Below are 13458 nucleotides of genomic sequence, written 5' to 3' on the forward strand. Positions count from 1 at the left end.
CGAGTTAGAAGTTATAACTCAGCGATGCCGTCACGTTGCGCGATGCGCCGTAGAAGCCGGAACCACCGCTGTACAGGCTCATCAGGTATTTGCGATTGGCCACATTGTTAAGATTGAGCGCAGTACTCCAGTGTTTGTCGATGTCGTAACTGGCCATCAGGTCGACCAAAGCATAAGCGTTCTGGCGAATGCGGCTGTCGCCGTCGACCTGGATCGCACTTTGCCACGCGACCCGGGTGCCAACCTTGGCCTGCGGTAAACCGGGCAGTTGGTAAGTCAGGCTGCCACGCAGGGTGTGCGCCGGGACGTATTGGCGCGCTTTGTCGCCGTCGGGATCTTCGATATGCACATAGGTGTAACCCCCCAGCACCTGTAACCCGGTCGCCAATTGGCCGCTGGCTTCAAGCTCTACGCCGCGGCTTTTATAGTCTTCGCTCTGGTAAACCGATTGTGCACCGATCATCTCGCCCGTCGCTTCAGCAACGTTACGTTGGTCGGTCTTGAACACGGCAGCCGAGACATCGAGCTTCTGCTCCAGCACGCTGCCCTTGACCCCGACTTCATAGCTTTTACCTTCAAGCGGCTCAAGTACCTTGCCCGCGGAGTCCACCACGTATTGCGGATTGAAGATTTTGGTGTAACTGGCGTAGACCGAGTATTGCGCGTTGAGGTCGTAGACCAACCCGGTGTACGGCGTCACTTTGCCGTGAATACGCACGTCACGCGGCGAGCCATAATCGGTGCCTTCACTGTCGACACTGAGCATGCGCGCACCGGCGATCCAGTGCAGTTGGTCGGTGAGGTTGAAACGAGCACCGGCGTACACGCTTTTTTGTCGATCGGTGAAGCTGGCCATTTTTGTATCGTTGTCGGTGTATGACAGCTCAGGACGCGGGACGTGGCCACCCAGGGTCTGGTCCAGATCGGCCGGCATCATCTCGTCAATGCTGTTGTAGTAGCCGCGCTCATGGTGGCGCGAGCGCCCGTAGTTCATGCCGACCGTCAATTCATGTTCGCGACCGCCCAGACTGAACGGACCGCTCAGTTGCGCCTCGCCAAGCAATTGTCTTTCGTTGACATTGGTGTGGCTCGGATCGGCCAGCCAGGGCTGCTGACCATCGTTGGCCATCAGGTAATACATATTGGCTGACTGCCGCTGATCCACTGCGGTGACGTTTAACGTGCTCTTCCAGCCGTTACCGAAGTCGTGGGTCAACTTGGCGAAGGTTCGCAACGTGTGCACGTCCCAATAGGTCCAGTCCTGGCCGACGCTGGAGCCACGGCGGCTGTAATGGATCAGATTGCCTTCAGCATCGACCAGAGGCAGGCCTCCCCAACTGCTGCCGTTGGAATTGCTCTTGTTGTCAGAAACACCCAGCGTGAGCGTATCTGCGTCACTCAAGTCGAAAGCCAGCATGCCGCTGAGGACGTTCTTCTCGCGTGAATAACGATCAAGATAGGAATTGCCGGTTTCGTTGGCATAGATAAAGCGACCGCGCACGCTACCTGCGTCGTTCAGCGGGCCAGACACGTCGACATCGACCCGACGGGTGTCCCATGAACCGGCCGACACCTTCAATTGGGCCTGGGGTGTGGCCGTCGGGCGTTTGCGGATAAAGTTGACCGTGGCCGAAGGGTTGCCCGTGCCGCTCATCAACCCGTTGGCGCCATGCAGAATATCGACCTGCTGGTACTCTGCCATGTCCAGATCGCCGTTGAGCAAGCCCGCGCTAAACGGCGCACCCATGCCGTCGTACTCAAAGTTACTAATATCGAAACCACGTGAGGTGAAGTTGGTGCGGTCTGTTTCATATTGCTCGATAGTCACCGAGGGCGCGCTGCGCAATGCATCCTTGACGCTATTGAGGTTGAAATCATTCAACTGCTCGCGTGACAACGTGGTCACGCCCTGCGGAGTTTCCTTGGCCGTCAGGCCCATTCGCGTGGTACTGCTGTCGACAGGTTGTTGGTAGTCGCTCGGCGATATCTCGCTTTCGGCACTGGCCTGAACTTCAGTTTTGGGCAGGGTTAACGCGTCGGCGTGGGCAGCAGGCGCTGCAGCCCATGCGGCGGCCAGCAGGGCTGAGACAGGCAGAATTGATTTCAAAATAACGGATCCATAAGTGCAAATGCGCCTGAATACTATTTGAGATCAATTATCAGGTAAAGCGTCAAGCACTCAAAATGTAACATTTCATGAACCGATTACCTTGCAGCAATGCGATAAGCACAACGCCTTGCCCCCAGTTGGATGTGCTCCACGCGCTCGACTTTCGCCTGTAGCACCTGCTCGAACACTTGCAATTCCGCCCGGCAAAACCCCTGGCATGCCGTGGCAGCCGCGCAGATCGGGCAGTGGTTTTCCACCAGTATCAGGGCGCCATCCGGTTGCTCGCTGCATTGGGCCATGTAGCCTTCGCGGCTGCGTAACTGCGCCAGTCGCTCGACTCGCGCTTTAAGGCCCACCACACCTTGCATTTCGCGCTCATACAGCGCCTGGGTCTGACGCTCACGGACGTCGATCAAACGCTCAATCGCGTCTTCACCAAAGGTTTCGCGCACGGTCTGCAACAGCTGCACCGTCAGTTCTGAATGCGTGTCCGGAAAACGCGCATGCCCCGCTGCGGTCAAGTGCCAGACCTGCGTCGGGCGCCCGACACCACGCACCTCTGCCTTGGCCTCTGCCAAACCGCTGGCCGCCAGCTTGACCAATTGTTGTCGCGCCGCCTCCCCGGTGGTGCCCAAATACTCGCCCGCATCACTGGCCAGTTGTGGCCCGCGTGTTTTGAGCAGGTGTAAAAGGCGATCCGCCGGAGATGACGACGCCGAATATTCCAAGTCATTTCTTGACAAAATAAAGAGCCCCACAGCAATATTCAAAGCAATTGCTTGGCAAATTAACCCAGCTCCACGTTTCATGCAATTCGCCGAGCGTTCACAGGCAGTCGCCGCACAAGGAAACATCCATGCAAGCCCAAGACAGCAGTTGGGGAGAATTACTCCTCGGCAAGAACGCCACCCGCTCCATCGCCCTCTCGGGTGGCATTGCGCTTTATGCCACCAACACCTATATCGCCACGACGATTTTGCCGTCGGTGGTCGCCGAAATCGGCGGGTTGGAACTCTATGCCTGGAGCACCACGCTGTACGTGGTGGCCTCTATCCTGGGCTCTGCACTGACGTCCAAATTGCTCCAGCACACCGGCCCGCGCCTGGCGTATACCATCGCCACCTTGATATTTATGGTCGGCGTGCTGATCTGCGCATTGGCGCCGAGCATGCCGGTGATGCTGGCGGGGCGCTTGATTCAAGGGCTGGGCGGTGGCGTGCTGCTGGCCTTGTGTTACTCGATGATTCAACTGGTGTTTGAAGAGCGTCTGTGGCCGCGTGCCATGGCACTGGTGTCAGGTATGTGGGGTGTCGCGACGTTGGTCGGGCCTGCGGTGGGGGGTGTATTTGCCGAAATGGATGCCTGGCGCATGGCCTTTGGTGTCATGGTCCCGGTGAGCCTTGCCTATATCGCCTTAACTCACCGCGCCTTGCCGCCTCGCGACAGTGAAGCCGTTGCGTCTACGCGCCTGCCGGTTGTGCAACTGGTGCTGCTGGCCGCTGCCGTGCTGGCCGTGTGTGCAGGCAGTGTCTCGTCGCTGCCAAGCTGGAACGTGCTGGGTATCGCCGTCTGCGCGGTACTGGTATTCATGCTGATCCGCTACGAATCCAGCGCCACGGTACGCCTGCTGCCTAAAGACGCGTTCAGGTTCAGTACCCCGCTTTGCGCGCTTTACGCGACCACTTGCCTGCTGGTGATCGGGATGAGCAGCGAAATTTTCATGCCGTATTTTCTGCAGCACTTGCATGGTCAGTCGCCGTTGGCTGCCGGCTACATGACGGCGTTAATGGCGGCGGGCTGGACCGTCTCGGAAATCCTCAGCTCCGGCTGGACAGGTCGAGGCCCACAGCGCGCCATCCTTGCGGGGCCGCTGTTTATCGTGATTGGCCTGGTAATGCTGGCAATCACCACGCCCATGGCGGGCCTGGGTGAATGGATGCAACTGGCGCCGATCTGTCTCGGGCTGTTCCTGGTGGGATTTGGCATCGGCCTGGGCTGGCCGCACCTGCTGACGCGCATCTTGCAGGTGGCGTCGGAACAAGACAAAGACACCGCGGCTGCCTCGATCACCACATTGCAATTGTTCGCCATGGCCATGGGCGCAGCATTGGCCGGGGTGATTTCCAACGTGGCGGGCATTAATGACGCGACGGGCGATGCCGGCATCGCCAATGCGGCACTGTGGTTGTTCGGACTGTTTACCGTGGCACCAGTGTTGGCGCTGGTTATGGCTCGGCGGGCTGTGCGCAGTTAACAGATGCTCAAAAGATCGTTCAGATCGGCAGGCGCCCCCTGGACGGGTAGCATTGTTTTGTGGGAGCGGGCTTGCTCGCGATGGAGTCAACAAGGTGTTACAGATACACCGAGTTGCCTGCATCGCGAGCAAGCCCGCTCCCACTGGGGATGAAGTGCGTTTTGCAGTCTGCGAAAAGTCACTAAATACGCATACAATTGCCAGCACCTCCGCACTTAAGGCAAGCCGGTCAATTCATGGCGCTCGACCCTCTCACTTTATTGACCCTGACCATCGCGCTGGCCGCTGCCGCCGCACTCTATCTGGCCATTGAATGGCGCAGCGTCCGAGAATCCTCGCTGCTGTTGTGGAGTGCAGGTTTTGCCACCATCGCCATAGGCTCATCCCTTGCGCTGTTACGCAGTATCGGACTGCTGCTCATCGGTATCTGGTTTGCCAACGGCTTGCTGGTGGTGGCCCACTGGCTGTTTCTGCTGGGTGTTGCGCGCTTCACACAAGTGCGTTTGTCGCGCAGTTGGTACCTTATTTTTGCGATCTGGCCCGTGCTGTTGCTTATCCCGAATGAGCCGTCATGGTCCAGGGTCATGTTGCTGGTTAATTCGCTGTTGGTCGCGCTCCTGGCACTCAAGGCCAGCTGGTTGTTGCGCCCCCACGGCAAGTCGTTGAGCGTGGGCGCCGTGCAGTTGCGCTATGTACTGCTGATCCACGGGGTGTTTTATCTCATCAAAGCGCTGATTGCAGTGCTTCCGGGCGAGTTTATTGACTTGGCCGCGTTTCGCGGCGAAATCATTCAGATCTCGCTGGTAGAAGGCGCAATGGCGATCATGCTGATCGCCTTGTCGATGACCGGAACCGAACGCTATCGACGCGAAAAACAGATCGCCCGCCTCGCCGCCCGCGATCCATTGACCGCCCTGTACAACCGCCGAGCCCTCGAAATGCGCGCGCCGCCCTTGCTGAACGGCGTCTCAGCCGAACGACCTGGGGCTTTGCTGCTGATCGACATCGACAACTTCAAACTGATCAACGACCTGTTTGGCCATACGGCAGGCGACCGGCTATTGATCTCCCTGAGCGAAATGATTCGTGCGGTACTGCCCAAAGACGCACTGGCAGCCCGGCTGGGCGGCGATGAGTTCGTGATCCTGTTGAGCAACGCCTCAAGCGAGCGCATTGAAGCGCTGGCCAGCGTCCTGCGCGAGCCGTTTTACCTCGCCACTTCACAAACCTTCGCCACCCCGCAAGCGGTAACGCTGAGTATCGGCGCCGAACTCTTCGACCGCCCACCTGCCAGCCTCAGCCAATTGATCGAACTGGGTGACGCCGCGCTCTACGCCTCCAAACGCGGGGGGCGTAACAGTTTGCGCTTGGTGGACAGGACCACGGCTAATCAATTGTAAAAAACAGCTTAACTACGGGTCTGTGCACTTGAAACTGTACGTTTCAAATTGACGCTGGCTTCAGATTGTCCGGGCATCAGATATCACTGACGGGCAAATCTGAGGCCAGATGTTTGGCAATGACTTGCGAAAAGCCTTGAGCATTAAAACATTCACCCAATGGCAATTATCCAACACTGTTCTTTCGTGGCTTTCTTTTAACATCATTGCGTATGCCTTGCCGGACAGCATCACCCAGAAATAGCACCTGGGTGATTGCTACCTGCACATGGCCCGCCAGCTCTTGTCTGGCGGGCTTTTTTGTCAATGGCACCCGTTCTGCACTCAAGGCTTTACCAGTCAATACGGTCAATTTCTTCTCTGCTCATCGCGCGCCAATCAGTTTCCAGGATGCCGTAGTCATTTCGTGCAGACATGAGGGCCTGATCCAGTGAGAACATGAGGTGATCGCCGTCTATCTGCCGGGCCAGGTAATCAATGAAACGAATCTCCATATAGACAGGCGAGTCTTCCCCTTCAACAGTGAGACCAAACAACACAATAGCCGTCACATTGGGTCGCCCCTCACAGGGGTGGCGTACATTCGCGAAAAGGTATAAAGGCGTTTGTGTCATGTGAAAGCTCATAACGGGATAATTGCGGACCATAGTCATGCACACAGTAGAGGCCGGCAAGTCTGCACAATAGAACTCACATTTGACACGATGGTCGGATAGTTCGCTTCCACAGTTTGAAAACGGGTTGATGCACTAAGGCAGGCGCTTGCAAAAACCAGCGGCAAACCGTGTACACCCACTTTCTGAGGTCGTTATTGATGACAATCACTAAGCGCTGGCGCAGCGTGGCCGAGCGGGCATCGGAGGACTTGTTCGCATGGTCGTCTTTTGTCGCGCAAACCGAATTCTTGTGGCAAAACACTGCGTTGGTCGAGGACGGTGATGCCTGGCAACGCGTCTGGTTTGAACTGGAAATCTTGAACGGGCTTGCACTGGCAGAATGGGATGATCAGGGACGGCCTGATGATTGGTCAAACAGCTGGGCTGCCGGGTATCGACAAGAGGCTGCTGCCCTGACAATTGAGCTGGTAAGCTTGCTCGCACCCTAAACGCCACTCAGGGCGTTACGACTAAAACCGACACCCCATACACGCCTGAAGCTAGCCTTATTCATCCAGATGCGGCTCAAGCCAGGCATCTATATAAGGTGCTTTGTGCGAGAGGTATTCGCCAATCCCTCCCCGACTGCTGGCCTCCAGCTGTAGCTTTACATCCTGATATTGCTGGCGGATGTTGTCGTTTACTCGCAACAGGTCGCGAAAGCGCAGCATGCGGTCTATCTGCGCATGAAGAGGCCAGCCATTTTACGGCGCTGAAGTGGCTGAATTATGACGGCGTGCGGCGCAGTAATCATTGAGATGCGCGCCCGCCCGCGTTTAGAGTGGCGCTCTCCTCGTCTGGAAGTGTGTGCCAATGGATAACCTCTTGCTCGGCAGTTGCCTGTGCGGCGCTGTCCACTATCAAACGTGTACGCCGCCCAAGGTGGTTTCACACTGTCATTGCAGCCAATGCCGCAAAGGACACGGGGCCGCCTTTGCCAGCTTTTTTAATGTGCTGCGTAACGATCTTGAATTGACCCGCGGTGCTGAAAGTCTCAAGTCATTTGAGTCTTCAGAGTCGGTCTTGCGTCAGTTCTGCGGCGAGTGCGGTTCATCCTTGTTTTGGTCAACTTCAAAAGGGCCCTACGCCGACTGGATCTCAATCGCCATGGGTACCCTCGACACGCCCGTCACCGGCGCTAAACAAAAGCATATCTGTGTGGCGTCAAAGGCCTCGTGGCATGACATTAGCGATCATTGGCCGCAACATCCGTAACGTCAATGGATCAAAGCCGAGACAAGGAAGACCTTATGGCGTTAACGCCTGACAAGCATATTGTGATTATCGGTGCAGGGATCGTCGGCGCCTCGTTGGCGTACCACCTGGCTGATAAAGGGGCAAAGGTCACTGTTGTTGAAGCGGCCGAGATTGCGTCAGGGGTGACCGCAACCTCGTTCGCCTGGATCAACACCACGCACGGTGAACCGGACCCTATAGCGCAACTGCGCCGCGAAGCCATCAAGGAATACCACCGCCTTGAAGCGCAACTGCCAGCGCTGAACATACGCTGGACGGGCGCTTTGTCGTATGGCGAGGGGCAGAGTGAAGTGTCGCCTGCTCACGCTCAGTTGCTGAGCCGATCACAGATTCTCGCCCTTGAACCGAACCTCAAGCAGCCACCACAACAGGCGGTGTATGTGGCGCAAGAAGGCGCACTGGACGCTGTCGCAGCCACCCACGCATTGATCGCAGGCGCTCAGGCGAACGGGGCAAAAGTGCTCACGCAAACCCGCGTGCTGGGCTTTAAAACCCTGCACGGCACAGTGACAGCGATTGAAACCTCAAACGGCACATTAGTGGCTGATACCGTGGTATTGGCAGCCGGGACCGGCATTGCCGAGCTGACTCAGATGCTCAACAGCCCCCTCCCTGTGCAAGCTTCACCTTGCATTTTTATCCGCTACACGGCGCAGCCTGGTCTGGTGCAGACAATCATTTCCAACTCAGCGATGGAAGTCAGACAAGCTGCGGATGGAACGTTGCTGGCGGCAGAAGATTATCTGGACGACAGCGCCGAGAACCAGCCGTCCGCTGTGGCGCAGCGGACGACCAAGGCCATCGAAAGCGAGCTTGAAGGCGCGGCTTTATCAGAGCCGGAGTTGGCATGTGTGGGGCTCAGGCCGATATCGATCGATCGTCTGCCCATCGTCGGCTATTTGCCCAACGTCAGCGGTGTGTATGTGTGCACCCTGCACCCCGGCGTTGCACTGGCGGCCATAGTCGGCCGCCTGGTGAGTGAAGAAATTCTTGATGCCAAGTTGAGCGATGCGCTCACAGCGTGTCGGCCTGACCGGTTCTGTCTGGACACGCCTGCCCGGCACGAGCGACCGTGATCTTCGACGCCGCGCCGTCGCGAGGCTTTACGGCTGCTGCGTAGCCGGACGTAGCCTCGCAAAGCTCGTCAACTGCTACAAGTGTGCGTGCCTTTAAAACTAAGTATCTGTCCGTTTTGCTGAAGCTGTTGGCCGGGAGGCCCTGCGCACGGTTGCTAAGCTGGCTTCCCCTTAACCAAGTGAAGTCACCCCCCTATGCAGGACATTTCTCGCCAAATAGCCCCCGCCCTCAGCTTTAACGGTGGGTTCGTAGACACCATCGGGTTTATTGCGCTGCAAGGGCTTTTTACTGCTCACGTCACCGGAAACTTTGTCACCTTGGGGGTCAGTATTGTTCAAGGCACGTCCGGCATTATCGGCAAGCTGATGGCATTACCGGTGTTCGCCCTTGTCGTCGGCCTGACTCACCTCGCCGCGTGCGCGCTACACCGCAGAAACCTGGCTTCACTGCATATTTTGCTGGCAGCTTATGTGTTGTTGCTGTCGGCGTTTGGAGGGCTGGCCGTGTGGTTTGGGCCCTTCAGCGACCCGGATTCTGCCATGGCACTCACCACCGGAATGGTCGGCGTGGCAGCCATGGCCATACAAAACACATTGTCGCGTCAACATCTGAAAGCCGCGCCACCGACCACCCTGATGACGGGCAATGTCACCCAGTTGGCGATCGACATTTTCACCCTGCTAACAGAGCGCAACGCCCCGGAGCGAGCCCGTGTGCGGACTCGCATGGCGCCTATTGCCGTGAACCTGACCGGCTTCACGGCGGGTTGCTTAAGCGCCGCCCTGCTTTACCTGTCCATCGGGCTGTGGAGCCTGCTGGTGCCCATCATTGCCGCGATGTGGGTGTGCTTGAAATCACACCGTGCGGCCACGGCATAATCCGTTACGAGGCTTGCGTTGGGTCAACCGCAGAACCGACTCCGGTTGTCCCACACGGCGGCTGATGTTGAAAGCAAGATCCGCGCAGTGCTTGAACCTAAGAGGGTCGAATTGACTGCATCGATGCGAGTCAAACTCAGCAACCGCTCAACGCCACCTGCGGACGCTCGCCGACGAAGAAAAACGGCCGTAGGCGCACGCCCACACTGTTGCCCAGAAAAGCCGCTACCAGCCACACCCAGCCATGCAGACTGCCTGAGGCTATGCCGCTGAAGTACGCACCGATGTTGCAGCCGTAGGCCAGACGCGAGCCGTAGCCGAGCAGCAGACCACCGATCACCGCCGCGAAAAGCGAGCGAGCGGGAATTTTCAGGCTCGGTGCAAAGCGACCGGCCAGCCCCGCAGCCAGCAGCGCGCCGAGGATGATGCCGATATCCATGACGCTGGTGATGTCTTCCCACACCGGTGCCGCCAGCGCCTTGGCATTGCTCGGCACTTGCCAGAAGCCCCAACTGCTGACATCTACGCCCAACCCGCTCACCGCCTTGGCGCCCCACAGAGCGAACGCTGAGGTGATGCCCCACGGGCGACCGGCCAAAGCCAGCGTGGCGTAATTGAGCAAGGCCAGGCCAATCGCGCCCCAGACCAATGGCCATGGCCCGCGCAGAAACCGGCGCAGCCCTTGGTGTTCGCTGGTCACACCCGCTTCAAGCTGCCCATGACGGGCTTTTTCGAGACGCACGGTAACCGCCGCAATCACCCCGAAAATGGCCAGGCTCAGCAGCAGCGCTGGCACGACCCCCAAACTTTTGACGATGGAGGTGGCCGGCAGCGAAGGCAGGGCAAACCACCAGTCGGCGTGATGGGTGGCGATGACCGAGCCACAGATGAAAAAGAACAGTGTCACCAGCATTCGCGCATTACCACCGCCGACTGTGAACAAGGTGCCGGAGGCGCAGCCGCCCCCCAACTGCATGCCGATGCCGAAAATAAACGCACCGAACACTACAGATACACCCACTGGCGCGACCAGCCCGACCACGGGCTGACCGAACAGCGTGCCGGAGCCCAGTGCCGGGAAAAACAGCAGTACGGCCACCGACAGCATGATCATTTGCGCGCGCAAGCCGGCACCGCGCCGGTCATTGATAAACACCCGCCAGGCCGAGGTAAAGCCAAAAGCCGCGTGATACAGCGTTAAACCCAGTGCAGCGCCCACCACCAGCAATAACACTTGGCGTGAACCCACCGTGTTTTGCAGGAACGCTGCGCCCAGCAACAGCAAGATAAAAGCCACCAGCGGCGCAAACGACTTGCGCTCCGGTGCGATAGACAGAGAACGGCTCATTAAGAATCTCGGTTTGTTTGATTTGAAGATGTGCGAAGGCGGCCAGTATAAACCGTGAACGTATGTGCACTGTTGTTGATTGACGGGTTGCACGTAGCCTTCTTCCTACAGGGTGCTTGTGCGAAAAGTCTCTATTTAGCCAACACACTGAAAATGGCCTAACTATGTCCTTTGTCATTCGTTTGAAGCACTGACAACTTCAAAAAACCTGACAAGGAATCCGTTGCAATGCGTGCTCCCCTCACCCGCTCCGTCACGTTAGCCCTCGGCCTTATCAGCAGTTCGCATTTATTGGCCGACACTGAGGCCTTGGATGAAGCTGAGACAAAACCTTCCGGCATGGAACTCGCAAGCACCCGCATCAGCGCCCAAGGACTGGGTTCGACGACTGAAGACACCGGTTCCTATACCACCGGCTCGACCAACACCGCGACCAAACTCAACTTGAGCATTCGCGAAACGCCACAGTCGATCTCGGTGGTTACCCGCCAGGAAATGAATGACTTCAACCTCAATACCCTCACTGAAGCCATGCGTCATACCACCGGCGTGGTGGTGCAACACAACGACTCGGACCGGGTCAGCTATTCGTCACGCGGCTATACCATCAATAACTTCCAGATTGATGGAATGCTCAACACCTTCAGCTACATGAAGACTGACGCCGACACCATCATCTACGACCGCATTGAAGTGGTCCGCGGCGCCACCGGCCTGACCACCGGCGCAGGCGATCCGTCGGGGACCATCAACATGATCCGCAAACGCCCGACCCACGAACTGGCGGCCACGGCCGGAGTCAGCGGCGGCAGCTATGACAACTACTACAGTTACGTCGATGTGGGGGGACCACTGGGGTTCGACGGGCGTTTGCGCGGCCGCACCGTACTGGCCTACCGAGACAGCAAGTCGTTTCGCGATAATTACGCGCTAAAGCGTGAAGTAGCTTACGGAATTCTGGAGGCCGACCTCACCGACAACACCACCGTAGCCGTCGGTTACGACTATCAGGACAAGCAGGTTCGCGGCTCCTCCTGGGGCACAACGCCCTATTGGACCGGTACTGGCGAAAAGGCCAACCTGGGGCGTTCGACCAATTATGCGACGCCCTGGAGCTCCTGGCCGAAGAAGGACAAAACCGCCTTCGCCACCCTCGACCAGCAGTTGTTCGATAACTGGCGCCTGAAAGCCGCTTATACCCACCGTTCCAGCGATTCCGAAGGCAAGGTGTATTACGCCGGTGGCGGCTTCCCGAACGCAGATGGCACCGGCATGTCCGCCTATAGCAGCCACTTTGCCGGTGACGAAACCATGACGGCGATCGACGTTAACCTATCGGGCACTTACGCCCTGCTGGGGCGTGATCATGAATTAATGGTCGGTTACGGCGAAGCCAAGTACGACAATACCTCGCCGCTCTTTATTGGTTTAAACCCTGAGGGCTACGATAGAGTGCCTGACTGGGGTGATATGGGCGCCATCCCGAAATACCGCGACCTTGACAGCGGTATCGACAGCAACCACAGCACCGTCAAACAGAAGTCCGGCTACCTGGCCACGCGCTTTAACCTCACCGATCAGTGGCACGCCGTGCTCGGCACACGTTATGGCAGCTGGAAAAGCTCAAACGTTGACCGCGAATTCGACGATAAAGCACCTGGCGGTGTCAGCTACGATAAAGTCGTGCAGACCCACAACGACATGATCACCCCCTATGCTGGCTTACTGTATGACTTCACTGAAGAGTTAACGGCCTATGTCAGCTATACCGACATTTTCAAGCCTTCTACCAATAAAGATGTCAGCGGCTCGTACCTTATGCCCGTGGTCGGCAGCGTCTATGAGGTGGGGCTCAAAGGTAGCTTCCTGGAGGAACGCTTGAACCTGACGAGCGCGGTGTTCTGGAGCAAGCAGGATAACGTGCCAGAGATCGATAGCTCCGTGCCGCGCGGCCCGAATGGTGAGAACTATTACACTTCCGGGGGCAAGGGCAACAAAGTCAAAGGCTTTGAAGTTGAGCTGGCCGGTGAAGTGATGCGCGACTGGAACATGATGGCGGGCTACACCTATACCCACTCGCTTAACGCCGACGGCAAACGCATCAATACGGCCTCACCGTTGAACCTGGTCAAGGTATCGACTACCTACAAACTCCCGGGTGAATGGAGCGCGATGACCGTGGGGGCAGCCGTTAACTGGCAGAGCGATATCTACCGTGCCGCCCGTCGCCCCGACGGGACGACAGATGCAAAAGGCAATCCGAACACCTTCAAGGAAAACATTACCCAGAAGTCCTATACCCTCCTCGACCTGATGGCACGCTACGAGTTTGATACCCACGTCTCGGCAACGTTGAACGTCAAAAACGTGCTGGACCAGAAGTACTACGACAACGTCGGCTTCTATAACGGCGTGTTCTGGGGCGAGCCAAGAACCGTCAGCCTGGGCCTGGAGTGGAAGCTGTAACACCAACCATCC

Annotated in this window: 12 protein-coding genes; 7 read left to right on the forward strand and 5 right to left on the reverse strand. The window is 57.6% G+C overall.

Annotated features, from left to right (window positions below; all coding sequences use genetic code 11):
• Positions 1–4 precede the first annotated feature (4 nt).
• On the reverse strand, positions 5–2107 hold the full coding sequence (locus ACJJU9_RS13290; protein ID WP_407728691.1) for a TonB-dependent siderophore receptor: 2103 nt from the start codon (positions 2105–2107) through the stop codon (positions 5–7).
• A 98-nt stretch (positions 2108–2205) separates the two neighbouring features.
• Positions 2206–2838 carry a metalloregulator ArsR/SmtB family transcription factor gene (locus ACJJU9_RS13295; RefSeq protein WP_228393717.1) on the reverse strand — a complete coding sequence of 211 codons (633 nt, stop codon included), beginning with the start codon at positions 2836–2838 and terminating at the stop codon, positions 2206–2208.
• A 128-nt stretch (positions 2839–2966) separates the two neighbouring features.
• Between ACJJU9_RS13295 and ACJJU9_RS13300 the strand changes: the two genes are divergently transcribed.
• Together ACJJU9_RS13300 and ACJJU9_RS13305 are read left to right on the forward strand one after the other, a co-directional pair.
• Positions 2967–4364, forward strand: a complete 1398-nt coding sequence (locus tag ACJJU9_RS13300; RefSeq protein WP_407728692.1) for an MFS transporter — start codon at positions 2967–2969, stop codon at positions 4362–4364.
• A 236-nt stretch (positions 4365–4600) separates the two neighbouring features.
• Positions 4601–5764, forward strand: a complete 1164-nt coding sequence (locus ACJJU9_RS13305; protein ID WP_407728693.1) for a GGDEF domain-containing protein — start codon at positions 4601–4603, stop codon at positions 5762–5764.
• 332 nt (positions 5765–6096) lie between these two features.
• On the opposite strand, the gene ACJJU9_RS13310 is transcribed toward ACJJU9_RS13305, so the two are convergent.
• Positions 6097–6378: a hypothetical protein gene (locus tag ACJJU9_RS13310; protein WP_228394070.1), complete on the reverse strand. Its 282-nt coding sequence runs from the start codon at positions 6376–6378 to the stop codon at positions 6097–6099.
• A gap of 200 nt (positions 6379–6578) precedes the next feature.
• Here ACJJU9_RS13310 and ACJJU9_RS13315 point away from each other — a divergent pair, with 200 nt between their 5' ends.
• Positions 6579–6869 (forward strand): hypothetical protein, encoded by a 291-nt coding sequence (locus tag ACJJU9_RS13315; RefSeq protein ID WP_407728694.1) that lies wholly within the window; start codon positions 6579–6581, stop codon positions 6867–6869.
• A gap of 57 nt (positions 6870–6926) precedes the next feature.
• Here the strand turns inward: ACJJU9_RS13315 and ACJJU9_RS13320 are convergent, their stop codons facing one another.
• On the reverse strand, positions 6927–7100 hold the full coding sequence (locus ACJJU9_RS13320) for a GrpB family protein (RefSeq protein ID WP_407730993.1): 174 nt from the start codon (positions 7098–7100) through the stop codon (positions 6927–6929).
• Between the two features lie 133 nt (positions 7101–7233).
• Here ACJJU9_RS13320 and ACJJU9_RS13325 point away from each other — a divergent pair, with 133 nt between their 5' ends.
• From ACJJU9_RS13325 to ACJJU9_RS13335, 3 genes are all read left to right on the forward strand, one after another.
• Entirely contained in the window at positions 7234–7635 is a 402-nt protein-coding gene (locus tag ACJJU9_RS13325; RefSeq protein WP_353231352.1) for a GFA family protein, read from the forward strand.
• 5 nt (positions 7636–7640) lie between these two features.
• Positions 7641–8753 carry an NAD(P)/FAD-dependent oxidoreductase gene (locus ACJJU9_RS13330; protein ID WP_407728695.1) on the forward strand — a complete coding sequence of 371 codons (1113 nt, stop codon included), beginning with the start codon at positions 7641–7643 and terminating at the stop codon, positions 8751–8753.
• 195 nt (positions 8754–8948) lie between these two features.
• Entirely contained in the window at positions 8949–9632 is a 684-nt protein-coding gene (locus tag ACJJU9_RS13335) for a YoaK family protein (protein WP_407728696.1), read from the forward strand.
• Positions 9633–9768: 136 nt separating this feature from the next.
• Here the strand turns inward: ACJJU9_RS13335 and ACJJU9_RS13340 are convergent, their stop codons facing one another.
• Entirely contained in the window at positions 9769–10980 is a 1212-nt protein-coding gene (locus ACJJU9_RS13340) for a YeeE/YedE family protein (RefSeq protein WP_153332179.1), read from the reverse strand.
• A 228-nt stretch (positions 10981–11208) separates the two neighbouring features.
• On the opposite strand from ACJJU9_RS13340, the gene ACJJU9_RS13345 reads away from it, so the two are divergent.
• On the forward strand, positions 11209–13446 hold the full coding sequence (locus ACJJU9_RS13345) for a TonB-dependent siderophore receptor (RefSeq protein WP_407728697.1): 2238 nt from the start codon (positions 11209–11211) through the stop codon (positions 13444–13446).
• The last annotated feature ends 12 nt before the right edge of the window (positions 13447–13458 follow it).

Source organism: Pseudomonas helleri, assembly GCF_045830615.1.
Classification (GTDB): Bacteria; Pseudomonadota; Gammaproteobacteria; order Pseudomonadales; family Pseudomonadaceae; genus Aquipseudomonas; species Aquipseudomonas helleri.

What these genes read in the sequence shown, in the direction of transcription:
- ACJJU9_RS13300 (WP_407728692.1), top strand. Translation starts at nt 2,967, where the DNA reads ATGCAAGCCCAAGACAGCAGTTGGGGAGAATTACTCCTCGGCAAGAAC.
- ACJJU9_RS13305 (WP_407728693.1), top strand. Translation starts at nt 4,601, where the DNA reads ATGGCGCTCGACCCTCTCACTTTATTGACCCTGACCATCGCGCTGGCC.
- ACJJU9_RS13310 (WP_228394070.1), bottom strand. Translation starts at nt 6,378, where the DNA reads ATGACACAAACGCCTTTATACCTTTTCGCGAATGTACGCCACCCCTGT.
- ACJJU9_RS13315 (WP_407728694.1), top strand. Translation starts at nt 6,579, where the DNA reads ATGACAATCACTAAGCGCTGGCGCAGCGTGGCCGAGCGGGCATCGGAG.
- ACJJU9_RS13325 (WP_353231352.1), top strand. Translation starts at nt 7,234, where the DNA reads ATGGATAACCTCTTGCTCGGCAGTTGCCTGTGCGGCGCTGTCCACTAT.
- ACJJU9_RS13330 (WP_407728695.1), top strand. Translation starts at nt 7,641, where the DNA reads ATGGATCAAAGCCGAGACAAGGAAGACCTTATGGCGTTAACGCCTGAC.
- ACJJU9_RS13335 (WP_407728696.1), top strand. Translation starts at nt 8,949, where the DNA reads ATGCAGGACATTTCTCGCCAAATAGCCCCCGCCCTCAGCTTTAACGGT.
- ACJJU9_RS13340 (WP_153332179.1), bottom strand. Translation starts at nt 10,980, where the DNA reads ATGAGCCGTTCTCTGTCTATCGCACCGGAGCGCAAGTCGTTTGCGCCG.
- ACJJU9_RS13345 (WP_407728697.1), top strand. Translation starts at nt 11,209, where the DNA reads ATGCGTGCTCCCCTCACCCGCTCCGTCACGTTAGCCCTCGGCCTTATC.